The 24,994-nt window shown below is 72.0% G+C and carries 22 protein-coding genes and 2 pseudogenes (1 of these 24 cut by a window edge); 11 read left to right on the plus strand and 13 right to left on the minus strand.

Annotated features, from left to right (window positions below; translation table 11 throughout):
• Window positions 1-116: 116 nt before the first annotated feature.
• The 10 genes from B9S58_RS13915 to B9S58_RS13960 form a co-directional block, all read right to left on the minus strand.
• Window positions 117-1,634: an ABC transporter ATP-binding protein gene (locus tag B9S58_RS13915; RefSeq protein WP_103532430.1), complete on the minus strand. Its 1,518-nt coding sequence runs from the start codon at window positions 1,632-1,634 to the stop codon at window positions 117-119.
• Window positions 1,631-2,416: an ABC transporter permease gene (locus B9S58_RS39050; protein WP_107494937.1), complete on the minus strand. Its 786-nt coding sequence runs from the start codon at window positions 2,414-2,416 to the stop codon at window positions 1,631-1,633. The genes B9S58_RS13915 and B9S58_RS39050 overlap by 4 nt, the downstream gene beginning before the upstream one ends.
• Window positions 2,413-3,366: an ABC transporter permease gene (locus B9S58_RS13925; protein ID WP_103532431.1), complete on the minus strand. Its 954-nt coding sequence runs from the start codon at window positions 3,364-3,366 to the stop codon at window positions 2,413-2,415. The genes B9S58_RS39050 and B9S58_RS13925 overlap by 4 nt, the downstream gene beginning before the upstream one ends.
• Complete coding sequence (locus B9S58_RS13930; protein WP_181009305.1) at window positions 3,363-4,970, minus strand: ABC transporter substrate-binding protein; 1,608 nt, start codon at window positions 4,968-4,970, stop codon at window positions 3,363-3,365. Before B9S58_RS13930 ends, B9S58_RS13925 begins: the two co-directional genes overlap by 4 nt.
• A gap of 63 nt (window positions 4,971-5,033) precedes the next feature.
• The gene (locus B9S58_RS13935; RefSeq protein ID WP_103532432.1) at window positions 5,034-5,837 is read right to left on the minus strand and encodes a bifunctional 2-polyprenyl-6-hydroxyphenol methylase/3-demethylubiquinol 3-O-methyltransferase UbiG; all 804 of its coding nucleotides are present in this window, start codon (window positions 5,835-5,837) and stop codon (window positions 5,034-5,036) included.
• Window positions 5,838-5,851: 14 nt separating this feature from the next.
• Entirely contained in the window at window positions 5,852-7,117 is a 1,266-nt protein-coding gene (locus tag B9S58_RS13940) for an MFS transporter (protein ID WP_103532433.1), read from the minus strand.
• Window positions 7,114-8,172, minus strand: coding sequence for a dipeptide epimerase (locus B9S58_RS13945; protein WP_103532434.1), 1,059 nt, complete (start codon window positions 8,170-8,172; stop codon window positions 7,114-7,116). Before B9S58_RS13945 ends, B9S58_RS13940 begins: the two co-directional genes overlap by 4 nt.
• Window positions 8,169-9,284 (minus strand): PLP-dependent cysteine synthase family protein, encoded by a 1,116-nt coding sequence (locus B9S58_RS13950; RefSeq protein WP_374935675.1) that lies wholly within the window; start codon window positions 9,282-9,284, stop codon window positions 8,169-8,171. Before B9S58_RS13950 ends, B9S58_RS13945 begins: the two co-directional genes overlap by 4 nt.
• Window positions 9,281-10,114 (minus strand): Rossmann-like domain-containing protein, encoded by an 834-nt coding sequence (locus tag B9S58_RS13955; protein ID WP_103532435.1) that lies wholly within the window; start codon window positions 10,112-10,114, stop codon window positions 9,281-9,283. The genes B9S58_RS13950 and B9S58_RS13955 overlap by 4 nt, the downstream gene beginning before the upstream one ends.
• Window positions 10,111-11,367: an ATP-grasp domain-containing protein gene (locus tag B9S58_RS13960; protein ID WP_103532436.1), complete on the minus strand. Its 1,257-nt coding sequence runs from the start codon at window positions 11,365-11,367 to the stop codon at window positions 10,111-10,113. The genes B9S58_RS13955 and B9S58_RS13960 overlap by 4 nt, the downstream gene beginning before the upstream one ends.
• Window positions 11,368-11,563: 196 nt before the next feature.
• Here B9S58_RS13960 and B9S58_RS13965 point away from each other — a divergent pair, with 196 nt between their 5' ends.
• Entirely contained in the window at window positions 11,564-12,109 is a 546-nt protein-coding gene (locus tag B9S58_RS13965) for a GNAT family N-acetyltransferase (protein WP_103532437.1), read from the plus strand.
• 22 nt (window positions 12,110-12,131) lie between these two features.
• On the opposite strand, the gene B9S58_RS39055 is transcribed toward B9S58_RS13965, so the two are convergent.
• Window positions 12,132-12,344 (minus strand): hypothetical protein, encoded by a 213-nt coding sequence (locus B9S58_RS39055; RefSeq protein WP_258044485.1) that lies wholly within the window; start codon window positions 12,342-12,344, stop codon window positions 12,132-12,134.
• 384 nt (window positions 12,345-12,728) lie between these two features.
• A complete protein-coding gene (locus tag B9S58_RS13975; protein WP_103532438.1) occupies window positions 12,729-14,246 on the minus strand; it encodes a class I adenylate-forming enzyme family protein in 1,518 nt (505 codons plus the stop codon).
• A gap of 73 nt (window positions 14,247-14,319) precedes the next feature.
• Here B9S58_RS13975 and B9S58_RS13980 point away from each other — a divergent pair, with 73 nt between their 5' ends.
• Together B9S58_RS13980 and B9S58_RS13985 are read left to right on the plus strand one after the other, a co-directional pair.
• Window positions 14,320-14,925: a TetR/AcrR family transcriptional regulator gene (locus B9S58_RS13980; RefSeq protein ID WP_103532439.1), complete on the plus strand. Its 606-nt coding sequence runs from the start codon at window positions 14,320-14,322 to the stop codon at window positions 14,923-14,925.
• Window positions 14,926-14,998: 73 nt separating this feature from the next.
• On the plus strand, window positions 14,999-16,657 hold the full coding sequence (locus B9S58_RS13985; protein ID WP_103532440.1) for an acyl-CoA dehydrogenase family protein: 1,659 nt from the start codon (window positions 14,999-15,001) through the stop codon (window positions 16,655-16,657).
• A gap of 9 nt (window positions 16,658-16,666) precedes the next feature.
• On the opposite strand, the gene B9S58_RS13990 is transcribed toward B9S58_RS13985, so the two are convergent.
• A complete protein-coding gene (locus B9S58_RS13990) occupies window positions 16,667-17,446 on the minus strand; it encodes a TioE family transcriptional regulator (RefSeq protein WP_103532462.1) in 780 nt (259 codons plus the stop codon).
• A 58-nt stretch (window positions 17,447-17,504) separates the two neighbouring features.
• Between B9S58_RS13990 and B9S58_RS13995 the strand changes: the two genes are divergently transcribed.
• From B9S58_RS13995 to B9S58_RS14030, 8 genes and pseudogenes are all read left to right on the plus strand, one after another.
• A complete protein-coding gene (locus B9S58_RS13995; protein ID WP_103532441.1) occupies window positions 17,505-18,707 on the plus strand; it encodes an erythromycin esterase family protein in 1,203 nt (400 codons plus the stop codon).
• A 115-nt stretch (window positions 18,708-18,822) separates the two neighbouring features.
• Window positions 18,823-19,395: pseudogene (locus B9S58_RS14000) on the plus strand ((2Fe-2S)-binding protein); the annotation flags it as partial.
• Between the two features lie 347 nt (window positions 19,396-19,742).
• Entirely contained in the window at window positions 19,743-20,504 is a 762-nt protein-coding gene (locus B9S58_RS14005) for a DeoR/GlpR family DNA-binding transcription regulator (protein WP_103532442.1), read from the plus strand.
• Between the two features lie 135 nt (window positions 20,505-20,639).
• Entirely contained in the window at window positions 20,640-22,007 is a 1,368-nt protein-coding gene (locus B9S58_RS14010) for a sugar ABC transporter substrate-binding protein (RefSeq protein WP_103532443.1), read from the plus strand.
• Entirely contained in the window at window positions 22,004-22,966 is a 963-nt protein-coding gene (locus tag B9S58_RS14015; RefSeq protein WP_103532444.1) for a carbohydrate ABC transporter permease, read from the plus strand. The genes B9S58_RS14010 and B9S58_RS14015 overlap by 4 nt, the downstream gene beginning before the upstream one ends.
• Window positions 22,963-23,853 carry a carbohydrate ABC transporter permease gene (locus B9S58_RS14020; protein ID WP_103532445.1) on the plus strand — a complete coding sequence of 297 codons (891 nt, stop codon included), beginning with the start codon at window positions 22,963-22,965 and terminating at the stop codon, window positions 23,851-23,853. Before B9S58_RS14015 ends, B9S58_RS14020 begins: the two co-directional genes overlap by 4 nt.
• A complete protein-coding gene (locus B9S58_RS14025; protein ID WP_103532446.1) occupies window positions 23,850-24,839 on the plus strand; it encodes a zinc-dependent alcohol dehydrogenase family protein in 990 nt (329 codons plus the stop codon). The genes B9S58_RS14020 and B9S58_RS14025 overlap by 4 nt, the downstream gene beginning before the upstream one ends.
• Window positions 24,836-24,994 (plus strand): annotated as a pseudogene (locus tag B9S58_RS14030) (PfkB family carbohydrate kinase); it runs 772 nt beyond the window's last position. The gene B9S58_RS14025 and the pseudogene B9S58_RS14030 overlap by 4 nt, the downstream one beginning before the upstream one ends.

Here is a 24,994-nt window from a genome sequence, read left to right on the forward strand (position 1 = left end):
GCGGAGCGGGACGCCCGCATCGCACTCCACGGCAAGGTCACACCCAGGCCGGACCAGCCCCGGAATCCCGCCGGGGACCGGTTCACCGGGGAAGAGCGCGCCGCCCGCCCGGGCGTTCAATCCATGGCCGAGGTCTCCGTCAGCCGGATGCCGAAGGGGTGCCGCGGAGCGGTGAGCAGCTGCCGTGCCGGTGCCTCCTCGACAAGGACGCCCGCCTCCAGTACGGCGATGCGGGTGGCCAGTGCGGCTGTGGTGAGGTCGTGGGTGATCAGCACCAGGGACAGGTCGCCCCGCTCGCGCACCAGCCCGGCGAGCGTGTCGAGAACGGACCGGCGGGTGACCGTGTCCAGGCCGGAGGTGATCTCGTCGCAGATCAGCACGCGCGGTCGGGCCAGCAGGGCGCGGGCCAGTGCGGCGCGCTGGAGTTCGCCGCCGGACAGGCGGCCCGGGCGACGGTGTACGAGGTCTTCGGCGAGGCCGAGGCCGACGAGCGTGGCCCGAGCTTCGGCCAGGGCGTCGGTCTCGGTCGTCCCTCGTAGCCGCACCGCCGTCCGGGCCACCTGATACAGCACCGGGCGGTGTTCGTCGAAGGACGCCCCGGCGTCCTGGAAGACGTACTGGACTGCCGCGAGTTGTTGACGCGTGCGGTCCCTCAGGCTGCGCGGCACAGGAATGCCGTCGAGGTGGATCGCGCCGTCGTGATTCCGGTGCAGGCCGGCCAGGCAGCGGCCCAGGGTGGTCTTCCCGCTGCCCGAGCGGCCGACGACTGCGAGACATTGGCCTGCGTGGAGGGTGAGTTCGGGCAGGCGGAGCACCGCTGTTCGGCCGTGACGTGCCGCCAGCGGGCCGACGCGGAGGACCTCTGCGCCCTCGGAGGCCGGCTCGATACGGGCGGGCGAAGCCTCGGACGCCAGGAGTTCGGTTGTCCAGGGGTGCCGTGGTGCGAGCCACAGGCGTTCGGCCGGCGCGGACTCCACCACATGCCCGTCACGCATGACCAGAACCTCGTCGGCGAGTGCGCGCACGACGTCCAGGTCATGACTGAGCAGGACGACGCCGATGCCTTCCCGGGAGACGGCGGCGAGCTGGTCGACGATGCCCCGCTTGGTCAGCGCGTCCTGACCGGTGGTCGGCTCGTCGGCCACCACCACCTTGGCGCCGAGCAGCAGCGCCTGCGCGAGGACGACGCGTTGCTGCTGGCCGCCCGACAGCTGGTGGGGAAAACGGCGCAGCATCGCCGCCGCGTCGGGGAGCTGGGCCAGCGCCAGGGCTCGCAGGACCCGCACGCGGACGGCGGTCCGGCGGTTTCGCCGCGGCAGGTGGCGTACCTGCGTGCGGGCGATGTCCCGCAGCAGGGCGCCGATGCGGCGCGCGGGATTGAGTACGGCGCCCGGGTGCTGCGGGACGTAGCCGACCAGGCCGTCCGGCACGCGTACGGCACCGCTCACGCGTGCCCCGGCCGGATACTCCCCGAGGAGCGCGAGACCTGTGGTCGTCTTGCCACTGCCGGACGCGCCGACGAGGGCGGTGATCCGGCCGGGGAGCACACGGAGGTTCACTCCGTCGACGATCGCCCGGTCGCCGACGAGCACCCGCAGGTTCTCGATCTCGGCGACCGCCTTCGCGGGGTTCACGTCCGTTTCCTCTTCTTCAGTCCGGCATCGACGAGCAGGTTGGTCCCCATGGTGAGGGCGATGATGAGCAGGGCGGGCACGACCACGGCCCAGGGCTGGACGTACAGTCCGGTGCGGTTGCGGTCCACCATCACCGCCCAGTCGGCCGCGTCCGGCTCGACACCGACGCCGAGGAACGCCGCGGTGGCGACGAGGTACAGCACACCGGTCAGCCGTACGCCCGCGTCGGCGGCGAGCGTACGCGTGAGGGACCTGCCGACGTAGCCGACAGCCGTGCGCCACCACGTCTCCCCCTGCATGCGCAGTGCTTCGACCACCGGGCGCGACGCCGCCTCCGCCGCCGCGGCCCGTACGATCCTGGCGGCGTCGGGGATGTTGACGAGGGCCACCAGCAGGGTGAGCCCGACGGTGCCCGGTGCGAAGACGGCGGCGGTGAGCAGGATCATCAGCAGGGACGGCACGGCGAGCAGGACGTCGAGGGGGCGCATCAGCAGTTCTTCGAGCCAGGTCCGGTGGGTGAGGGCGCTGAGGAGCCCGACGGGGAACGCCACGAGGTAGGCCAGGGCGGTCGCGGCCAGCGCCACGAGTACCACCGAGCGCCCTCCGAGCAGAACCTGGCGCCAGACGTCCCGGCCGACGAAGTCGGTGCCGAGCCAGTGCCCGTCGCCGAGAGTGAACGAGGCGGCGCGAGGCCCGGGCCCCCCTGCGAACATCGGTCCCAGGAGGGCCAGCGCGAGGGGGATCCCGACGACGACGGCGCCCAGTGCGTAACGGGACTTCACGCGGCCACCTCCGATCGGGGGGCGAGACGGCGCGCGACCAGGTCGGCACCGAGGTTGAGCACGACCGTGGCGACGCCGAAGACGACGGCGAGTCCCTGGACCACGGGCACGTCGCGTTCCGCGACGGCGTTCATCAGGACGGTGCCGAGCCCGGATATCACGTACAGCGCTTCCACGACGATGACTCCGCACAGCAGCCAGTCGATGGTCCGGGCCAGTTGCTGGGTGGCGGGTGCCATGGCGTTGGGCAGGGCGTGCCCGTACCGGATACGGAAGCCGGGGACTCCGTATCGGCGGGCGTGTGCGGCGTACGGCGAGTCCAGCGCGTCGATCATGCCGGCCCGTACGAGGCGGGAGAGGGAACACACCGGGCGGGAGAGCAGGACGAGGACGGGCAGCACCAGGGCGGCCGGATGGGCGAGGAGGTCGGTGCCGTATCCGACGGCGGTCGGCGGGAGCCAGCCCAGGCGCAGCGCGAGAACGCTCACCAGCAGCACACCGAGGGCGAACTCGGGCACGGCGTACACGCCGAGCGTCACCGAGCTGACCAACCGGTCCACGGGTCCGCCCTCGTGGCGGGCGGCGAGGACCCCGAGGCCGACGCCGATCGGGACCAGGAGCACGACCGTCAGGGCGGCGAGCAGCAGGGTCGGCCCGAAGCCGTCCGTGATGTACGTGCTGACGGGCCGCCCGGAGGCCAGGGAGGTGCCGAAGTCCCCGTACGGCAGCCCGGCGGCCCACTCTGCCAGGCGTTCGTGGGCGGGCCGGTCGAGGTCCATCGCCTCGCGGATGGCGGCGATGCGCTCCGGGTCCGGCTGGTCGCCGGCGAGGGCGACGGCCGCGTCGCCCGGCAGCGCCTCGGTGAGGGCGAAGACGAGCAGCACGACGGCCGCCGTCTGCGCCACACCGAGCAGCAGTCGCCTGGCGATCCAGGTCCGTGGTCCGCTCACGCCAGCCATACCTTGTCGAACCGCGCCCAGTCGAGGGAGTTGGCCGGCGCCTTGGTCTCGACGCCCCGGACGCCCGGGGCCGTGCCGAGGATCCAGTCGGCGAAGCCCCAGATCAGGAAGCCGCCCTCGGAGTGCAGGCGGCGCTGCATGCGTTCGTAGACGGCGGTACGGGCGGTCTTGTCCCTGGTGGACTGCGCCTGCTGGTAGAGGGCGTCGAAGTCCTTGTGGTGCCACCCGGTGGCGTTGGTGGTGGAGCCGGTGAGCAGGCGCTGGGAGATGTGGGCCTCGATGGGCATGGCCCCTGAGCGGTAGGAGCAGATGGTGCCGGAGTCGAGGATGTCCTTCCAGTAGCTGTCCTTGCTGCCGGTCCTGACGTTGATGGTGACGCCCGCCCTGGCGGCCTGGTCGCGGAAGATGGTGGCGGCCTCAGTGAACCCGGCCGCGACGGGCGAGGTGTCGAGGGTGACTTCGAGGCCCTCGGCCCCGGCGTCCTTGAGCAGCGCCTTGGCCCGGTCGAGGTCCTGTTCGCGCTGGGGCAGGCTCGCGGCGTAGTACTCGTAGCCCTTGCCGAACAGGTCGTTGCCGACCTCTCCGGCACCGGACAGGGCGCCGTCCACCAGTTCCCCACGGTCGGCGATCAGGAAGAACGCCTCCCGTACCCGTCGGTCGTCGAAGGGCGGCCGGTCGGTCTTCATCGCGAACGACTGCATGGCGCTGTTGCGGAGCCGGATGATCTCGATCTGTCCCTTGCCCTCGTGGGCGCGGGCAGTGGCCGGGTTGAGTTCGTGCGCGTACTCGATCTGGCCGCCCAGAAGGGCGTTGACGCGGGCGGACTCCTCGTTGGCGACGACGAACTCCAGCTCGTCCAGGTAGGGGGCGCCGTCCCAGTGATCCTCGTTGCGCTTGTAGGCGGCGGACTTTCCCGGGGCGAAGGAGACGAAGCGGAAGGGGCCGCTGCCGACGGGACTCCGGTCGAAGTCCTGCTCGCCCTCCGGCACGATGTACGCGCCGAACGCGGCGAGCACGTTGGGGAATTCGGCGGTCGGACGCTTGAGGACGAACTCGACGGTCCGGTCGTCCGGTGCTCGGCTGGTTTCGAGGTCGATGGGTTCCAGGGACGCCTTGGCGCGGAACGCCTTCTTCGGGTCGGTGATGCGCCGGTAGCTGTGGAGGACGTCCTGGGCGGTGACCGGCCTGCCGTCGTGGAAGCGGGCTTCGCGCAGCGTGACCTTCCAGCGGTCCAGGCCGGCGTTGGGCTCCCACGCGGTGGCCAGTCGCGGCAGGGCGGACAGGTCGGGGCCGTAGTCGGCGAGCTTGTCGAAGAGGGCCTTGGCGCGGGCCACGTCGGCGAAGAGGTTGGCGAGGTGCGGGTCGAGCGTCTCGCTCGCGCCGCCGCCGGCGAACGCGGCGCGCAGCCGTCCGCCGCGCCGGGGCTTGCCGCCTCCCCCGGCGTTGTCCGCGGTCGGCCCGGTGCCCGCGCAGCCGGCGAGGGCGAGGGCACCGAAGCCGACGCCGGCGGCGGCGGCGGCGAGAAAGCCCCGGCGGCGCAGGCCGGGGAAGCGTGGGTCGTTCACGGGGACCTCGTTCACGGAGGCTTCGTTCATGGCAGCTTCGTTCATAGCGGTGTTCCTTGCTGCGGCGCTCGGGCGGATGGACGCGTGGGGTGTTCAGGGGCGGGAGGCGGGGGTGAGACGGGCGACCAGGTGCAGCCGGTCGCCGTCGGCCGTCCCGGTGGGCAGGTCACCCTCCTGCCAGGGCGGTTCGGTACGCGGGCCCGGCCCGTCGTGCAGGGCGAGCACCTCGAAGCCGTGGGCCGCGAGAACGTGGCGCAGCTCCTGGGGGAAGAGCAGGCGCCACGCGGAGCGCTGCTCGGCAGGCGGAGAGCCGTCGTCGGCCGTCCACACCCGCGAGCGGCGCAGCAACTGGGCGGTTCTGTCCACGGACAGGGTGGTGGTGGAGCGGTAGGCGGTGCCCTGCCAGGTGAATCCGTTGACGGCCGGGGTGTCGAGGAGGTCCGTGCGGCCCAGGAAGAAGGAGCCGTTGCGCATTTCGGCGACGAGCAGGCCGCCGGGTGCCAGTGACCGGCGGCAGGAGGTCAGGAAGCCGTCGAGCTGGTCGTTCGTGTGGCAGTACAGCAGGGCGCTGTCCAGGCACACCACCGCGTCGAAGGCACGCTCCCCCGCGTCGAATCCGTGCAGGTCGGCCCGGATGTAGTGGGGGCCGGGGTACTGGACGCGGGCGTACGCCAGCATCGCGTCGGACAGGTCGGCGCCGGTGACCGTTCGGCCGGAGCGGTGCAGGTGGGCGGCGTCGCGGCCGGTGCCGCAGCCGATGTCCAGGACACGGAGGCCGGGGGCCCCGTACCGGCGGAGGCAGTCCTCGGTCCAGCGCCCGGCTGTTCGTCCGGGGTCGGGGAAGCGGGCCTCGTACAGCGCGGGGTTGTCGGTGAGGAGGTTCGTGGTGGCGGTCATGGGTGGCGCGCTCCTCATGCTGACGCGGGTGCGGTTGTGGGTACGGGGCGGGTGGGAAGGACCCGGCGACGGTGCAGCCGGGCGACGCCGGCGGCGGAGGTGAGGCCGACAGCCAGGCAGCACGCCCACGGCAGCCACGGCATCGCCGCGCGCTCGCCGGCGTCCATGGCCCAGCCGACGAGGGCGTTGCCGACGGCGGCCGCGATGCCGGAGACCACGTAGAAGAGGCCGAAGTAGGTGCCGGTGAGTTCGGACCGGCCGAAGCCGGGGATGAGTTCCATCACGAACGGCTGGGCCGTCATCACGCCCAGGTGGAGCAGTAGGGCACCGGCCAGGACGGGCAGGGCGCGCCAGGCTGTCTCCGCGAGGCCGTCGGGGGGCGTACCGATTCCCGATACGGCCATCGGCGGTACGAACGAGAGGGTCATCAGCACGAGTCCGGCGCTGATCCAGCGCCCCCTGCTTCCCCGCCCCTTCAGTGCGCGGGTGATGCGCAGCTGAAGACCGAGGTGGGCGAGGGCGCCGACGAGGAAGACGAGTCCGGCCGCGCCTTCCCAGCCGGTCGCCCGCCGGGCCCCGTCGGGCAGCAGCAGGTACAGCTGGTTCTCCAGGGTGAACATGCCGACCATGGCCAGGGCGAAGGCGAGGAAGCCCCGGTTGCCGATCACCTCGCGCCAGTCGGCCAGGACGCTGTTCCCGGTCGGCGCGACGTGCCGGGCCGGGAGCACCAGGGCCTGGGCGACGGTGAGCACCGCGAAGATCCCGGCCGCGGTGAGTGCCGAGGCGCGGAAGTCGACCAGCAGCAGGGCGCTGCCGAGCAGCGGTCCGATCAGGGCGCCGGTGGTGGCGAAGACGTTGAACAGGGCGAACGCCTCCGCCCCGCGCTCCCCCGCCTCCAGGGTGAGATAGGCCCGTACGGCCGGGTTGAAGAGTGCCCCGGCCAGGCCGCTGAGCACCGAAGCGGCGAGGAGCACGGGCAGTTGGTCACCGAGCGCGAACAGTCCGAAGCCGACGGTGCGCAGGGCGCATCCGGTGATGATGACACCGCGCGCTCCGAGCCGGTCGGACGCCGTTCCGCCGATGAGGAACAGCCCTTGCTGGCTGAGGTTGCGCACGCCGAGCACGATGCCGACGACGGCCGCCGACATTCCGAGGTTCTCGCCCATGTGCAGGGCGAGGTACGGGATCAGCAGGTAGAAACCGGTGTTGACGCCCAGTTGGTTGACCAGGAGGAGCCGTATCGCGAGCGGGAAGCCGCGTATCTCGTGCCACGTCTTCATTCCGGAGCCTTCTCGGCGCGACTCCGGCGCACGCCGAGCCCCGGGCCTCGGCCGGCGCGTACCGTGCCGTCGCCGCCGCCGATGCCCGTCCACGGATCGACGGCGAGCAGCAGGTGACCGTCGAGGTCGACCCAGCGGGCTCGGTCGGCGAGGTGGACTGCGGGGGCGATGCCGAGGGTGCTGGCGGTCAGGCAGCCGAGCATCAGCTCGGTTCCGGTGTCCGCGATCAGTTCGGCGATGCGGAGGGCGGCGCCGACGCCGCCGCACTTGGCGAGTTTGACGTTGATTCCCTGGACGCGTCCGGCGAGGCGGCGGGCGTCCTCGAAGCCGGTCGCGTCCTCGTCGGCGATGACCGGCAGCGGCGAGTGTTCCGCCAGTTGTGCCAGCGCCTCGGGATCGCCGGGCGGCAGCGGCTGCTCGACGGCCTCGACGCCCAGCTCGGCGTAGAGGGGAAGCAGCCGCGCGGACTCCTGGACGGTCCACGCGCCGTTGGGGTCCAGCAGCAGCCGGGTGTGGGGGGCGGCGGCGCGCACGGCCCGTACGCGGGCCAGGTCCTCGGCCGGGTCCGGGGTGCCGGCCTTGATCTTCAGGATCGAGAATCCGTCCCGTACGAGGCGTCGCGCCTGGTTTCCGGCCCGTTCCGGTGTGGTGATGCCGATGGTGCGGGCGGTCGCGGCGGAGGGCGGTGTTCCGTGGGTGCTCAGGAGACGGTGGACAGGGAGGCCCGCGCGTTTGCCGACGAGGTCTAGCAGCGCCGCCTCGACGGCTGCCGTCACGGCCGGCGGGGCGGCGGGCCTATCGGTGCCGGCCCGGAGGGACTCCAGGGCGGTCTCGGGGTCGGCGAAGCGGGCCAGCCACGGGGACTCCGCGTGCAGCAGCCGCCCGAGGGTCTCGGCGTCCAGGCCGTAGTACACGCTGGTGACGGCCTCACCGTGACCTTGCAGTCCCTGGTGCTCGATGGTCAGCCAGACGGCCTCGCGGGCCGCCATCGTGGAGCGGGATATGCGCAGCGGCTCGGTGAGTTCCAGGCGCACGGTGCGCTGAGCCGCCTTCACGGGTTCTCTTCCGGGGGCGCGACGACCGGGTCGGTGACCGTGCCGCACCGGGCCCAGCCGGTGGCCTCCACGGCCTTGGGGTGCGGTATCTCGACGGGGCGTGTGGCGGCGGTGGCCGGTTCGATGCCGTGGGTGGCGGCGAAGTCGTCGTCGAACACGCTGCCGAGGTAGCGGTGCGGCCCGTCGGGGAAGACCGTGGCGACCACCGCGCCCGGGTGGACGCGGGCGGCCCAGGCGGCGACGAGGGCGACGGCCCCGGTGCTCCAGCCTCCGCTGACGAAGGAGGAACGGGCCAGCCGTCGGCACGCGTCGGCGGCCTCGGCGGGGCCGACCCAGTGGACCTCGTCGAAGGCGTCGTAGGCGACGTTGCGCGGGTGGATGCTGCTGCCCAGGCCCCGCATCAGCCGGGCGCGGGCAGGCTGGCCGAAGATCGTCGAGCCGGTGGCGTCCACGCCGATAAGCCGCAGGCGGGGCCAGTGGCGGCGCAGCGGGCCGATGATCCCGGCGCTGTGGCCGCCGGTTCCGACGCTGCACACCAGTACGTCGAGGTGGTCGAGCCGGTCGACCAGTTCGGCCGCGAGGGAGGCGTAACCGGCCTTGTTGTCGGGGTTGTTGTACTGGTCGGGCCAGTACGCGTCCGGGAGCCGCGTCAGGAGTTCACGCAGCCGGGTCAGTCGGGCGGCCTGCCAGCCGCCCTCGGCCTCCGGACGGTCGACAAGCTCCAGGCGGGCCCCGTGGGCGCGCAGCAGTTGGCGCATCGACGGCTCCAGCTCGATGTCGCCGACCAGCACGACCGGGTGGCCGAGGGCCTGCCCGGCGAAGGCCAGCCCGATGCCGAGCGTCCCGGAGGTGGACTCCACCACGGGTGCGCCCGGGCGTAGTTCGCCGCGCTTCTCGGCGCCCAGGAGCATGGAGACGGCGGCCCGTGCCTTCATGCCGCCGACGCCGAGCCCTTCGAGTTTGGCCCAGAAACCGGGCTGCGGGCACGGCAGGTCGACGGTGACATGGGCGAGCGGGGTCCGGCCGAGCAGATCGAGGAGTTCCCGGTTACCCGTGGTCCCTGCGGTCCGGTTGCCCGTGGTGGCCGCGGTTGCGAGGACTGCCGTGGTCACAGGGTGCTCCCGTAGCGGTGGATGGTCCCCGGGCCGCCGTCCAGCCAGAAGAAGGGGTACGGCTCCGCGCACACGGCGCTGACTCCGGAGCCGATCAGGCGGGGCAGGACCGCGCTGCCGGTCTGCGCGAACATCACCAGGGGCGTGCCGTGGTGCTGGGCCCGCTGCCGCAGCGGCTCGAAGGTGCCGTTGCCGAGGACCATGCCGGAGGCGAGGACCGCGTCGCAGCGCTCCAGCTCCGCCAGGGCGTCGGTGCGTACGGGCTCGCCCCATTCGGTCGTGCCGCCCTTGAGGTCGCAGGGGATGTACGCGAGTCCGCGCGACCGCAGGGCCTCCAGCAGCGAGTTGACGACGCCGACCACGAGCACGGTCGCTCCGGGCGCGGCGTCGATCAGCTCGACCACGGCCTCGGCCCGCGCCCGGGACTTCTCCAGGGACGTACCGGCGGGCAGCCGGCAGGGGTGTGCGCCGTGGGCGGGAGTGTGCGGCAGCGTGTGCATGAGGTAGGAGTCGAGGGCGGCGACGCGGACCGGCGCCAGCTCGTGTGCCAGCAGTGCGGCGATGTCCGCGCCGACGCAGTCCTCGACGGCGCCGTCGGGCAGCTCTCCGGGCTCGACGGCACAGGAGCCCACGGCTTCGGCGAGGCGCAGGCCGAGCACTTCGTTGCGGTAACGGGAGCCGCGGCCTTCGTGCCGGACCGCCTGCCGGGTGGTGAAGGCCACCGAGATCCGCTGGGTGCGCGGGCCGGGGCCGAGGGCTCCGGCCAGGACGCGCTCTTCGAGGTCGTCGTACGAGGTGGCCAGGGGGCCTGCGCCGGTGAGGGCGGTCATCGGGTCACCACCCGGGGGCGCAGCTGCGTGAGGAGGGCTTCGACGCTCGCGCGGGCGCCCGCGCCCCGGGCGTCTCCGGCCATGACGTGGCCGAGATATTCGTTGTTGCTGCCCGCGGCCGTGACGGCCTTGCCGGCGTCGGCGAGCTGGAGTTCGAGCAGGCCCCCCGCCGCGCGGACCGCGTCGGCGCCGTCGACGGTCTCCAGAACTCCGTCCTGGTCCGGCACCAGGAAACCGATCGCCGCGCTGGTCAGTCCGGTGGCGCGGCGGCGCAGGTCCGGCTCGCGGCCGAGGGCCACGTCCACGCAGGCGGCGGCGAGGTCGATGCCGGTCACGTGCCGGACGAGCTCGGTGATGCGGTTGCCGGCCGGCCGGGGGTTGACCTCGACCAGGCGTGGTCCGTCGGCCGTCAGTTTGATCTCGGTGTGGGCGACGGCCTCGTCCAGGCCGAGTGCCTCCAGTGCCCGGCGCGCGGTGTCCTCCGCGACCGCGGTGTCCGCGGCGTCCAGGGCGGCCGGGAACATGTGTCCGGTCTCGATGAACGCGGGTGCGCCGCCGACGCTCTTGTCGGTGACGCCGATGACGTGCACCGCCCCGCCGAACGACACGGTCTCGACGCTCACCTCAGGGCCGTCGAGGAGCTCTTCGACCAGCACCACGGGGGCACGGTGCTGGCCGCGGGCGTTGACGGGGAAGGCGGCGAGCGCGCGGTAGGCGTGCGCCAGCGCAGCCTCGTCGTCGGCACGGCGGACGAACATCCCGGCGCACAGGTCCACGGGCTTGAGTACCAGCGGGTAGCCGATGTCCCGGGCCGCGGCGGCGGCTTCGGCCCAGTCCGCACACACCGCGAAGCGCGGTCCCGGCACGCCGGCCCGGGCCAGGACCCGGCGGGTCGCGTCCTTGCGGCACGCGTTCGCGACCGACTCGGGCGTGGGGCCGGGCAGCCCCAGCGTTCCGGCGATGCGGGCGGCTGTCGGGAGGTAGTAGTCGCAGGAGGTGATCACGCCGTCGAAGCGCAGCGCCTCATGGGCCTGCTCGACGAAGGACGGCAGCGCGTCGGTGTCGTTGGTCTCCGCGGTGAGCACATGGCGGGCCGCGAGGAGCGGGTGCGCGGTGCCCTCGGGGGCGGAACGCAGGTAGTGGTGCAGGTCGCGGGTCAGGAAGGTGAACTCGTGACCGGCCTCGCGAACGGCCCGTGGCAGCAGTCTGCTCATGGATCCGACCCAGCTCTCGACCATCAGCAGATGAGCCACGTTCTCCCCTTACACACAGCGCGGTTGAGGCATCTCACGGTCAGGGCGACCGTGTCGCCGCTTGACCAAGCAGGACACTATCGATAATCGTTTTCATTGTCACCTGACGGAGTGGGGCTTCCTCACCCCGCACCGTTTCAGGTGCCGGCAGCCGACACGCCCCTCCGCACAACCGCGATCGTTCACAGGAGAGCTCATGCACCGTCCCCCGCACCCCTACACCGTGCGCCCAGCGACCCCGGCCGACGCCGAAGGTGCCCGCCGGGTCATGCTCGACACCTTCTACCGGGACTTCGGCTACGGTTACGTACCCGCGTGGCACCAGGACGTCATCGACCTCGAGAGCACCTATCTGGACGACCCGCGCCATGTGCTGATGGTCGCCCTGCACAACGGGGAGGTCGTCGCCACGACGGGCATCCGGTCGGCGGGGCCGGCCCATCCGCCGCACCCCCGTTGGCTCGCCGAGCGCTACCCGTCGGGCACCACCGCACAGCTCGTCCGGGTCTACGTACACCCGGATCACCGGCGGCACGGCCTGGCTCGCACCCTCGTGGACCGGGCCTGCGCCTTCGCCGCCGGGACGCCCGGCTACGACTGCGTCTACCTGCACACCAACGTCGACGTCGCGGGCGCCGAGGCGTTCTGGCGCAGCATGGCGAAGGAGGTCTTCGACGCCCGCACGACCGGGGAGCACGGTCCTGGTGTGGGCACCGTGCATTTCGAGATTCCGCTGCCGTAGCGCGGGACGGGGAAGGCCCGGGTCAGCCGCGCAGTGCCGAGGCGAAGATGCCCGGCAGCTTCACCGGGGAGGGGGCCGTGGCGTAGTCGGCGAGGCGCTTCATCGTCGTAGCGCCCGTGCGGTTGGTGACGTGGTACGGCGGGCGCGGGGACAACGACGGGGACCCGGTGAGCAGTCCGCGCGGGAACGGCGCGAACGGCGCCCGCAGCACCGTCTTCTCGACGTTCTCCGGCATGAAGGCGTTGTGCGCGAATCCGACGCCGCCGATCTCCTGGCGGGTGTGGCCGGGAAGGGCGCCCCCCCGGCGTGCAGCCGAGCAGGAAGCCGAACGTCGACCAGCAGTTGACGCCGAGCGTGCCGTAGCGCGGCGCGGTGACGGCCTCGTCGACGGCGGCGCGGTGGGCGCGTTCGGTCCTCGGGTGAACGAGCAGCTCACTCCGGCACGGGTGACATGCTCCTGCCTCGGTCGCCCCGGCCCCCTGTGCTCGCGTCGCCCCCCCCCCATCGCCCATGCCGCCGGCCCTACGCGCAGCCGCGGCCGGGCCCGCGCGGGGGCGGACACGGAGGGCCGGGCTCATCATCCGGGCATGAGGGGGGCCGGGCTCATCGTCCGGGTGCGTCAGGCCAGTTCGGCCCGGAGCACATACTTGGTGATCTTTCCCGAAGCGGTGCGCGGCAGTTCGTCGCGGAGCACCAGCTCACGCGGGAACTTGTAGCGGGCGATCCGCGTCCCGAGCCACTCCCGCACGCCCTCCAGATCCAGCCGAGCTCCCTCGCGCGGCACCACGACGGCCACCACGGTCTCGCCCCACTGACCGTGCGGCCGGCCGACGACGGCGACGTCCAGGATGTCCGGGTGGCCGCGCAACGCCCCCTCGACCTCCTGCGAGGCGACGTTCTCGCCGCCCGTGATGATCACGTCCTTCATCCGGTCCACGACGGTGACGAAACCGTCCTCGTCGATCCGCCCGAGGTCACCCGAGCGGTACCAGTCACCGGTGAAGACCTCCGCGGTGGCCGCTTCGTCGTCGAGGTAGCCGACCATACGGGTGTCCGAGCGCAGCCAGATCTCGCCCGTCTGTCCGGCCTCGGCGTCGGCGCCGTCGGGGCGTACGACCCGCAGATCCACCCCGGGCATGCCGCCGCGCCCGATCGCACCGGCCTTCTCCACCTGCTCGGCCGGGGAGAGCGAGGCTCCGACGGGTCCCGTCTCGCTCATCCCGTACACCTGGTGGAAGTTCTCCGATCCGTACGCCTTCATGAGGTGGCGGGCGGTCCCCGCGTCGAGGGGGCCCGCACCGTAGATCCACGCGCGGACGGAGGACAGGTCGAAGTCGGCGAAGTCCGCGACGGCCCTCAGCGGGGCGATCAGGGCGATCGGCGCGCCGAACATGGCCGTGACCCGCTCGCGCTGGATCGTCTCCAGCATGCCTCGGGGCTCGTACTCGCGTTGCAGGATGACCGTGGCCCCCAGCAGCAGCGTGCCCAGGGCCCAGTTGTTGAGCGGCGACGCGTGCCAGATCGGCATGCAGATCAGGAACCGCTCGTCGCGGCGGAGGGGGATCGCGGCGGCCGTGTACGTCGCGGTCAGCGCGATGGTCCGGTGCGTGTGGACGCAGCCCTTGGGCCTGCCGGAGGTGCCCGAGGTGTACAGGATCTGCGCGACGTCGCCGTCCGGACCCGGCTCGCCGGCCCATGGCCCGGCCCCCGCCACCAGCGCCTCGAAGGAGTCGGCCGGGAGCCGGTCCGCCGCGGTGTCCGGGTGGCTGACCAGCCAGCGCACATCCGCCTCCGCGGCCGTCGCGCGTTCACCGATCTCCGCGTCGACGACCGCGAGCCGGGCACCGCAGTGCCTCAGCTGATGCGTGACCTCCGCGGTCTGGAGCTTGTGGTTGACCGGCACCAGCGTGGCGCCGACATACCAGGCGCCGAACGCGGCGAACAGGAAGGCCGGGGTGTTGTACGTCATCACGGCGAGCCGGTCACCGGGCCGGAGGCCCGCATCGCTCAGCGCGGTCGCGGCGCGACGGGCCGCGTGGGCGAACTCCTGGTAGCTCCACCGTTGTCCGCGGTAGATCACGGCCTCTTCGGGGCCGGACGAGCGGGCCACACTGTCCAGCAGAGCACTGAGGTGCATCACGTTCTCCTGACGAGCCGGGCCGGTGGAACCGGCCGTGGCGGGAAACTTTGAATGATGGTTCACTTCTTTCATGGCCTACCGCAAGACCCCAGCCGAAATTCGTCGGCTCGAAGCCGCCCGGGAGCATCTCGTCGTCCGCGCCACCGAGGTGGTGGCGGAAGTCGGCTGGGCGCAGGCGTCGGTGACGGCGGTCGCCGACGCGGCCGGGATCGCCGCCGGCTCCGTCTACCAGCACTTCTCGTCCAAGTCCGCGCTCGCCGTGGAGGTCTTCCGGCGTGCCGCGCAGCGCGAGGTGGACGTGCTGGGCGAAGTGCTGGAGGGCGACGGTGATCCGGTCGAGCGGCTGCGCCAGGGCGTGGAGGTGTTCGCCCGCCGTGCCCTGGAGAACCACGGCCTGGCGTACGCGCTGCTCGCGGCGCCCGCCGAACCGGCGGTCGGCGCGGAGCGTCTCGCTTTCCGGCGCCGCTACCGGGCCCTGTTCGCCGCGGTGATCGACGAGGGGAGCTCCGCCGGCCTGCTGCCCGGCCAGGACGCGGAGATCACCGCCGCGGCGCTCACCGGCGCCATCGGCGAGGTACTCGTGTACCCGCTCAGCACCTCGGCCGCGCACGACACGGACCGGCTCATCGCCTCCCTGACCGCCGTGGCCCTGCGCTGCGCGGGCGCGGGCCCCTGACTCACTTGGCGCATCCGTCGTCCCCGCACTCCGTGTGCCCCACCCACCCGTCCCGCCTCCCGGAGGAGATTCGATGCCCACGTCCATCGCACCACGCAGCAACCCGACCGCCGTGACGCACGAGGTGACGAACCAGGCGCCTCCGCTCACCGGCCACGACACCGCCGACGACGCGGTGCTGCTCGAAGGGATACGCCGCGAGGGCGCCGAGTGGCACATGGACGAGCTGCACCGCTTCGGCCGCTACGTCGGCAGCGAGGAGGCGCAGCACTGGGCCGACCTGGCCAACCGCCACGAGCCGGAGCTGCGTACCCACGACCGTTTCGGCCACCGGGTCGACGAGGTCGAGTTCCACCCCGCCTACCACCACCTGATGGACGCCTCGGTGCGCGCGGGTCTCGCGGGCGCCGCCTGGGCCGACGGTCGCCCCGGGGCCCATGTCGCCCGCGCCGGCGGGTTCATGCTGGCCACGATGCTGGAGCAGGGACACCTGTGCCCGGTCTCGATGACGTACGCCGTCGTCCCGGCGCTGCGCCGCTCCCCCGACCTCGCCAAGACGTACGAACCGCTGCTGACCAGCCGGGTGTACGAGCCCGGGCTGAGCGCCCCCGCCGCCAAGCGCGGCCTGCTGGCCGGCATGGGCATGACGGAGAAGCAGGGCGGCACCGATGTGCGGGCCAACAGCACGACCGCCGCCGAGCAGACCGACGGAAGCTGGCGGCTGCGGGGGCACAAGTGGTTCACCAGCGCGCCGATGAACGACCTCTTCCTGGTGCTCGCCCAGTCGCCCGGCGGCCTGTCGTGCTTCCTGGTGCCGCGTGTGCTCCCCGACGGGAGCCGCAACACCTTCCGCATCCAGCGGCTCAAGGACAAGCTCGGCAACCGCTCCAACGCTTCCAGCGAGCCCGAGTTCGACGACACCGTGGCCTGGCTCGTCGGTGACGAGGGCAAGGGTGTGCGCACCATCATCGACATGGTGACGATGACCCGGCTCGACTGCGTGCTCGGTTCCGCCGCGGGCACCCGTGCCGCGCTCGCGCAGGCGGCCCACCACGCACGCCACCGCTCGGTGTTCGGCGCGAAGCTGATCGATCAGCCCCTGATGCGCAACGTCCTCGCGGACCTGTCCCTGGAGTCCGAGGCCGCCACGACCCTGGCCCTGCGCCTGGCGGGGGCCGCCGACCGCGCGCACCGGGGCGACGGCGGGGAACGCGCCTTCCTGCGCCTGGCCACCGCCATCGGCAAGTACTGGGTGTGCAAGCGGCAGCCCGCCGCGGTCGCCGAGGCCCTGGAGTGCCTCGGCGGCAACGGTTACGACGAGGCGTCCGGCATGCCGCGGCTGTATCGCGAGGCCCCGCTCAACGGCATCTGGGAGGGCTCCGGCAATGTCAACGCTCTGGACATGCTGCGGGCGTTGACACGTGAACCCGAGTCCGTGGAGGCCTTCCACACCGAGATCGGGGCCGCGGCCGGGGCGGACGCGCGCCTCGACGCGGCCTGGCGGGAGCTGCGGGCCGAGCTGGCACGTCCCGAGGACGCCCAGCTCCGGGCCCGCCGGGTCATCGAACGGGCCGCACTCGTGCTGCAGGGCTCCCTCCTCGTGCGGCACGCTCCGGGGGCGGTGGCCGACGCGTTCTGCGCGTCCCGCCTCGCCGGGGACCGGGGGCTGGCCTTCGGCACGCTCCCCGCGGGCACCGACTTCGCGGCGCTGCTGGGGCGGCTGCCCGCCTGACCCTCCCCCTCACGTCGCTTGCGGACGGTGCACGCCCGGCGGCCGTCCCGCTCCGCCTCCGCCACGATCGCGGAGGTAGGCGTCCAGCTCGGCGGCCCCGGCCAGCATGGCCCGCCCGCGGGCGGCCAGCCGGGCGTGCCAGTCGTGCAGGGCGGCCGCCAGCGGCTCCAGGCCGCCGGCCGCCCGGACCTGGGCGATCAGCGGTGCGATCTGCTCCAGCCGGTAGCCGCCCCGCCTGAGCTGGTGGGCCAGCCCGGCGTCCCGTACGTCGGTCCCGGCGTACACCCGGTACCCGGTTCGCGGGTCGCGGCGCGGGGCGACGAGCCCGGCACGCTCCCATTTCCGGAGTGTGGCGGGCCTGATGCCCAGCTTTCCCGCCAGCGGTCCCACGAACATGTCGCCGGGGCTCGACGCGTCGTCGGGTGCGGGTGCGATGCCGGGTCCCAGATCGCGGAGGGCCCTCTCTACGGCGTGCAGCGTCCGCCGGTCCTCCAGGAGCTGGGCGTGGCTCTCGTCGACGAGGCGGAACGCCTCCTCCGGCTCGTCGCGGTTCACCGCCCGCATGATCGACGTCGCGGTCCCGTGCCCATGTCCGGGAACCAGCGCGAGGAACGCGTCGAGGGCGAGCGCGTGCAGCGGTGTGTAGGTGCGATAGCCCTGGGGTGTGCGCCCGGCGGCCGGGAGGATCCCCGCCGCCTCGTAGTTCCTGACGGCCTGCGTCGACAGTCGGTGCCGACGGGCCAGGTCGACGGGCCGGAGGCGCTCACCTGTTTGAGGGTTCTGCGGCATGAGCCCCATGATATAGCGGAAAAGTTTCAACCGAGGGTTCAACGATACGGTTGAAGCCATGGCCAACGACATCAAGGACATCGCCCACGCCGTCGAGGCGGCCTCCGTCATGGGGCTGTTCGCCTCCCCGCCCCGGATACTGACCCTGGGCGAGCCCACCCACGGGGTGGACGCCCCGCTCCGCCTGCGCAACGCGCTCTTCCGGCAGCTCGTCGAGCGGGAGGGCTACCGGACGATCGCCATCGAGAGCGACTGCGTGGCGGGGCTGCTGGTGGACGACCACGTAACGGCCGGCGCGGACACGCTCGACGAGGTGATGGAGCGGGGGTTCGGTCACGGTCTCGGGGCGTCGGCGGCCAATCGTGAACTGGTGAGCTGGATGCGCGCGTTCAACGACGGCCGGCCCGCGTCCGACCAGCTCCGTTTCGCCGGCTTCGACGGCCCGCTGGAAATGGCCTACGCCGCGAGCCCCCGGGAAACCCTCACCTCGCTGCACCACTGTCTCGCGGACCACGTGGACCCGGGCCTGCTCCCCTGCACCGCCGAGACGCTCGACCGCCTGATCGGCGCCGACGACCGGTGGACCGACCCCGCGGCGATGCTGGATCCGTCCGCGTCCTTCGGACGGTCGGCCGAGGCCCGGGAACTGCGGCTGCTCGCCGACGACCTGGGGACGCTGCTCGACACGTGGACGCCGCACCTGATCGCGGTGGCCTCGCGGGACGCGTTCGACCGGGCGCTCCTGCACGCGCGGGCCGCCTCGGGTCTGCTGCGGTACCACTACTGGATGGCCGACACCTCACCGGGCCGACTGGCACGGCTGACGGGCCTGCGGGATCAGATGATGGCCGCCAATCTCCTCGCGCTCGCCGAACGGGGGCCGGTCCTGGCGCACGCCCACAACGGCCATCTCCAGCGGGACATGAGCTCGATGCGGATGGGCGGCCTGCCGCTGGAGTGGTGGAGCGCGGGCTCCATCGTGCACGCCCGTCTGGGCGAGGAGTACGGCTTCCTGGCCACCGCCTTCGGCACGATGCGGCACCAAGGGGTCGACATTCCGCCGCCGGACACCCTCGAAGGAATCCTGTACGCGCTCCCGGACGAGCCTTTCCTGGTGGACGCCTCCGAGCTGGCCGCCGCCGTCGGCGCCACGGGTCCCGTACGGCGTGTGTCCCCGTACTTCGGCTACGCGCCGCTCGACCCGACGCACCTGTCCCGCATCGACGGAGTCGTGTTCATGAAGGACATCCCGGAGGACTGAGCACGCCCGGACAGGTGAATCCGGTCCGGCCAGGAATAGGTGGACAGGGCCGTTGTTGATCACACCATGACTTCTGAGATTTCCGGGACGGGCAGGACCTTCGGACGCGTGGGGATCGGTCGGCCTCGGGCACTTCGCCACCCTGCACGGCTGGGCGAAGGCTGAGATCGACGGCCCTGTGGCATACGACGACGCGACGTTCCATGTCTCCATGCGGCCCACGAGTCGGCGCCGTTCGTGGGCGACTTCACCGTCGATGTGACGGTGGACGGCTACGGAACTCGGCTGCCTGCACGCCGACGTCCACACGCCGCGCTTCGGGCTGCGGATGTGCACGATGGTGATGCCGACTGCCATCGGGCCCAACCGGATGCAGTTCCGGCAGCTCAACCGCATCGCCTTCGACGAGCCCGGCCGGCTGCCGCCCCGGCTGGCCCGGATCGTCAGCCGTACAGCGGCCCTGCTCCTGGACCGCCCCGTCCTCCGGTCCAGTTGCGAGTTCACCGCCGCCGATTTCCCGATCTGGCATCACAAGCAGTGCCAGCAGCCGCCCCGGCCGGCTTCCGGTGACGGGCCGATCGGCCCGTTCCGGCGGCGGGCCAAGCGGTGCTGTCCGGAGACACCCGGCAGGGGTGCGGTGACCCGGCCCCATCGCAGCGAGGGCGAGGACAGCGCCATGCTCTCCTGACCTGCCCCGCTCCGGCTGCGCCCCGCGCCCGGCCCTCCTGCGTCCCCGGCCCCGCCCCTCCGGTGCCCCCTGCCCTCTTCCCGGCACCGCGGAGGCCGGGGCTCCGCACTTCGGGCGCCATTCGGGCGGTGATCACGGGAAAGCGGGCGGCTCGGGCGACCGGATCGGCGGCCGTCCTGGGCGTGACCAGCGGTGTCACACCCGGGAAACGGGCGCGAACGGGCCGAGGGGATCTGGTGAAGCGGCTGGTCGTGCCCCTGGGACTGCTTGTACAAACGACACATGAGCCCGAACGGACGAGCGGGCCCCGCCCGCAACGGGCCCAGCAGCGACCAGGGAAGTGCGCCGTGGACACCGAGGAACGCCGTCGGGGAATTCTGGAGACGGCCCGGCGGGAGGGGTCGGTCGGAGTGAACGCCCTGGCGGAGCTGTTCGAGGTGGCCAAGGAGACCGTCCGCCGCGATCTGCGTGTGCTGGAGGAGCACGGACTCGTCCGCCGGACCCACGGCGGCGCCTACCCGGTGGAGTCGGCCGGTTTCGAGACCACGCTCGCCGTCCGCACCACCCGTAACGTTCCGCAGAAGTCTCGGATCGCGGCAGCCGCCGCCGATCTGCTCGGCGACGCCGAGACGGTCTTCGTCGACGAGGGCTTCACCCCGCAGCTCGTCGCCGAGGCGTTTCCCCAGGACCGGCCGCTGACCGTGGTCACCGCTTCCCTGGCCGTCGCCACCTCCCTCGCCGGGGCGGAGAAGACCTCGGTGCTGCTGCTGGGAGGCCGGGTGCGGGGCTCGACGATGGCGACCGTCGACCACTGGGCCTCCCGGATGCTCGCGGACTTCGTCATCGACCTCGCGTATCTCGGGGCCAACGGCATCTCCCGCGGGTACGGCCTCACCACCCCGGACCCCGCCGTCGCCGAGGTGAAGGCGCAGGCGCTGCGCAGCTCTCGGCGCCGGATCTTCGCCGGGATCCACAGCAAGTTCGGGGCGGTGAGCTTCTGCCGGTTCGCCGGGGTCGGCGACTTCGAAGCGATCGTCACCGACGCCGGACTCCCCTCGGCCGAGGCTCAGCGCTACTCCCTCCTGGGCCCCCAGGTCATCCGCGTCTGACCGGGCCCACCGCCTGTACCACCGCCCCCAAGGCTCCCGCACCCCCACATCCGCTCCACCCTCACCGCCGGGGCCTGGCTCGCCATGCCCACAACGACCCGATCACCGAGCCGCTACGACTGATCAGGAGCCCCCATGCCTCATCCAGGACGCCGCCGCCGACCACGAGTCCGTGGCCGGGCCTGCGCCATGACCGCCGCCCTGACCCTGCTCGCCACCGGCTGCGCCGGAGCGGGCGGGACCGCCTTCGGCGGCGGCGACGCACTGAACGTACTGATGGTGAACAACCCGCAGATGGTCGAACTGCAGAAGCTGACCGCGCGGCACTTCACGGAGGAGACCGGCATCAAGGTCCACTTCACGGTGCTGCCCGAGAACGACGTACGCGACAAGATCAGCCAGGACTTCTCCAACCAGGCCGGTCAGTACGACATCGCCACCATCAGCAACTTCGAGCTGCCCTTCTTCGCGAAGAACGGCTGGCTGCACCCCCTCGACGTGTACGCGGCGGCCGACACCGCCTTCGACCAGGAGGACATCCTCCGACCGTTGCGGGAATCGCTGACCGCCGAGGACGGCAAGCTCTACGCCCAGCCCTTCTACGGCGAGTCGTCCTTCCTGATGTACCGCAGGGACGTCTTCGAGGAGCACGGCCTCACGATGCCCGAGAAGCCGACCTGGGAGCAGGTGGCGAAGCTCGCCGAGCGCACGGACGGGGCTGAGCCCGGGATGAAGGGCATCTGCCTGCGCGGGCTGCCGGGCTGGGGGGAGGTCATCGCCCCGCTCACCACGGTCGTCAACACGATGGGCGGCACCTGGTTCACCGAGGACTGGGAACCGCGCCTGAACGCACCGGAGTTCAAGAAGGCGACGAAGTTCTACGTCGATCTCGTGCGGGAGCACGGAGAGCTCGGCGCCCCGCAGTCCGGGTACGCCGAGTGTCTGAACAACATGACCCAGGGCAAGACCGCCATGTGGTACGACGCCACGGCGGGCGCCGGGTCCCTGGAGGCGAAGGGCTCCCCGGTGAAGGGGAAGATCGGTTACGTCCCGGCCCCCGTCGAGCGGACCGAGAGCTCCGGCTGGCTCTACACCTGGGCCTGGGGTCTGCAGAAGGCGTCCAAGAAGGCCGACGACGCCTGGAAGTTCGTGTCCTGGGCCTCCAGCAAGGAGTACGAGGAGCTCGTCGGGGCCACCAGCGGCTGGTCCAACGTCCCTGCGGGTAAACGGGCTTCCACCTACGCCAACCCCGAATACCGGGCGGAGGCGGGCGCGTTCGCCGATGTCACCGAGCGGGCCATCTCCGAGGCCGATCCGGGGAATCCGGGCACCCAGCCGCGCCCGACGGCGGGCATCCAGTTCGTCGGCGTACCGGAGTTCACCGATCTGGGCACCCGGGTGGCGCGGGAGATCAGCGCCGCCATCGCGGGCCGCCAGTCGGTGGACTCCGCACTCGCCGCCTCCCAGAAGCTGGCCGAGAAGGTCGCGGAGGCATACCGATGACCGTCACCGCCACCCGAGCGGCCACGTCCCGGCCGGCTCCGGCGAAGAAGCCGGGCGGCAGCAACCGGCGGCGCGCCTGGGCGACCCGCGCACCCCTGCTGCCCGCGCTCATCTTCCTGATCGCCGTCACCCAACTGCCGTTCGTGGCAACCCTGGTGATCTCGCTCTTCGACTGGAACTCCCTCAAGCCGGAGAAGCGCCACTTCACCGGTTTCTCCAATTACACGTCGGTGTTCACCGATGAGGCGTTGCGCGAATCGGTCGTGACGACCGTCGTCCTGACCGCGTCCGTCGTGATCGTCAGTGTCGCGCTGGGGCTCGTCTTCGCCCTGCTGCTGGACCGCGCCTTCTTCGGCCGGGGGTTCGTGCGCACCCTGCTGATCACTCCTTTCCTGCTGGTGCCGGTCTCGGCCGCGCTGCTGTGGAAGCACGCCCTCTACAACCCCGAGTACGGACTGTTCAACGGGGCGCTCACCTGGTTCGGCGAGCTGTTCGGCATCGAGAGCATCGCGCAGCCGGAGTGGACGTCCGAGATGCCGCTGATCGCCATCGAGGCTTCGCTCGTGTGGCAGTGGACGCCGTTCATGATGCTGATCCTGCTGGCCGGGCTGCAGAGCCGGCCGGCCGAGATCATGGAGGCCGCACGGCTGGACGGGGCCGGACCCTGGCAGATGTTCCGCTACCTGACCCTGCCGCATCTGCGCCGCTACCTCGAACTCGGCATCCTGCTCGGGTCGGTGTACATCGTGCAGAACTTCGACGCGGTGTTCACGATCACCTCCGGCGGTCTCGGCACCGCCAATCTCCCGTACACCGTCTACGAGACCTTCTACCGGGCCCATGAGTACGGGCTGGCGTCCGCCGCGGGTGTGGTCGTGGTGATCGGCACGATCATCATCGCCACCTTCGCGCTCCGGGTGGTCTCCTCCCTCTTCCGTGAGGAGGCGAGCCGCGCATGAGCGCCTCGACCGTGACATCCGCATCCGCATCCGCGTCCGCATCCGTCAACGCATCGACGCGCAAGGCCCGTCGGCGTTCGGCCGCCCTGGGCATCGTCGCCTGGGTCGTGGGGATCGGTTTCTGTCTGCCCGCCCTGTGGATGGTGCTGACGTCCTTCCACGCGGAGGCCGACGCGGCGACCAACCCGCCGTCGCTCGCCGCCGCGCTGACGCTGGAGGGCTACCGCACGTTCTTCGGCGGCGGAGGCGGCCCGACGCCGTGGCCCCCGCTGGTCAACTCGCTGGCGGCCTCGTTCTTCTCGACCGTGCTGGTGCTGCTGCTCGCGCTTCCGGCCGCGTACGCGCTGTCCATCCGGCGGGTGCGCAAGTGGACGGACGTGATGTTCTTCTTCCTGTCCACCAAGATGCTGCCGGTGGTCGCCGGGCTGCTGCCGGTGTACCTGTTCGCGAAGAACACGGGGCTGCTGGACAACATCTGGCTGCTGGTCCTGCTCTACACCTCGATGAACCTGCCGATCGCGGTGTGGATGATGCAGTCCTTCCTCGCGGACGTGCCCGTCTCCATCATCGAGGCGGCGCAGGTCGACGGGGCCCGGCTGCCGACGGTGCTGCGCCGGGTCGTCGCCCCGGTCGCCGGTCCCGGTATCGCCGCGACCGCCCTGATCTGCTTCATCTTCAGCTGGAACGAGCTGTTGTTCGCCCGGGTGCTGACCGGCGTGGTCGCCGGGACCGCACCCGTCCATCTGACCACCTTCGTCACCACCCAGGGCCTCTTCCTCGCCCAGCTGTGCGCGGCGTCGGTGGTCGTGTCCCTGCCGGTGCTCGTCGCCGGCTACGCCGCCCAGGACAAACTCGTCCAGGGCCTCTCCCTGGGAGCAGTCAAATGAGGGCAGCCGTCGTCGAAGCGCCCGGCAAGGTCTCCGTGACCACCGTCCCGGACCCCACGCCCGGTCCCCGCGACGTGGTCGTCGAGGTGGCGTCGTGCGGGCTGTGCGGTACCGATCTCCACATCCTTCAGGGAGAGTTCGCGCCGACCCTGCCGATCGTGCCCGGTCACGAGTTCGCCGGGGAGGTCGTCGGCCTCGGTGCGGACGTCACCGAGCTGTCCATCGGCGACAGGGTGGCCGTGGACCCCTCGCTGCACTGCCACGAGTGCCGCTACTGCCGTTCGGGCCGCGGCAACCTCTGTGACAACTGGGCGGCGATCGGCGTCACCGTGCCCGGGGGCGCGGCCGAGTTCGCGGTGGCGCCGGTCGCCAACTGCGTACGTCTGCCGGAGCACATCGACGTCCGGGACGCGGCGTTGATCGAGCCGCTGTCCTGCGCGGTGCGGGGCTACGACGTACTCAGCGGCAATCTCGGGGCCCAGGTGCTGATCTACGGATCCGGGACCATGGGGCTGATGATGCTGGAGCTGGCAAAGCGCACCGGCGCCGCGTCGGTGGACATGCTGGACGTCAACGCCCAGCGGCTGGCCACCGCGACGACGCTCGGCTGCACCGGCTCGGCCGCCCGTGCCGAGGAGCTGGACCGGCCGGGCGGGTGGGACGTCGTCATCGACGCCACGGGCAACGCCGGGGCGATCCAGGACGGTCTGGGGAGGGTCGCCAAGGGCGGCACGTTCCTTCAGTTCGGGGTCTCCGACTACGCCACGACCGCGGTGATCGAGCCGTACCGGATCTACAACCAGGAGATCACCATCACCGGTTCGATGGCAGTGCTCCACAGTTACGAGCGGGCCGCCGCGCTCTTCGCGAGCGGGGTGCTGGACGCCTCGGTGTTCATCAGCGACCGGCTGCCGCTGGAGCAGTACCCGCAGGCGACCGAGCGCTTCCGGGCGGGGATCGGCCGCAAGATCGTGGTGGAGTCGTGACGGACACGTCCCCTTCAGGACCCGGCTCCGTCCTCGTGCTCGGCGAGGCGCTGATGGACCTGGTGCCGGCCGGCGGTGACGCCGGGGTCCTGGCGGCCCGGCCGGGCGGCGCGCCCGCGAACGTCGCGGTGGGTCTGGCCCGGCTCGGCGGGCGG

The organism is Streptomyces sp. SM11 (assembly GCF_002910905.1).
Lineage (GTDB): Bacteria > Actinomycetota > Actinomycetes > Streptomycetales > Streptomycetaceae > Streptomyces.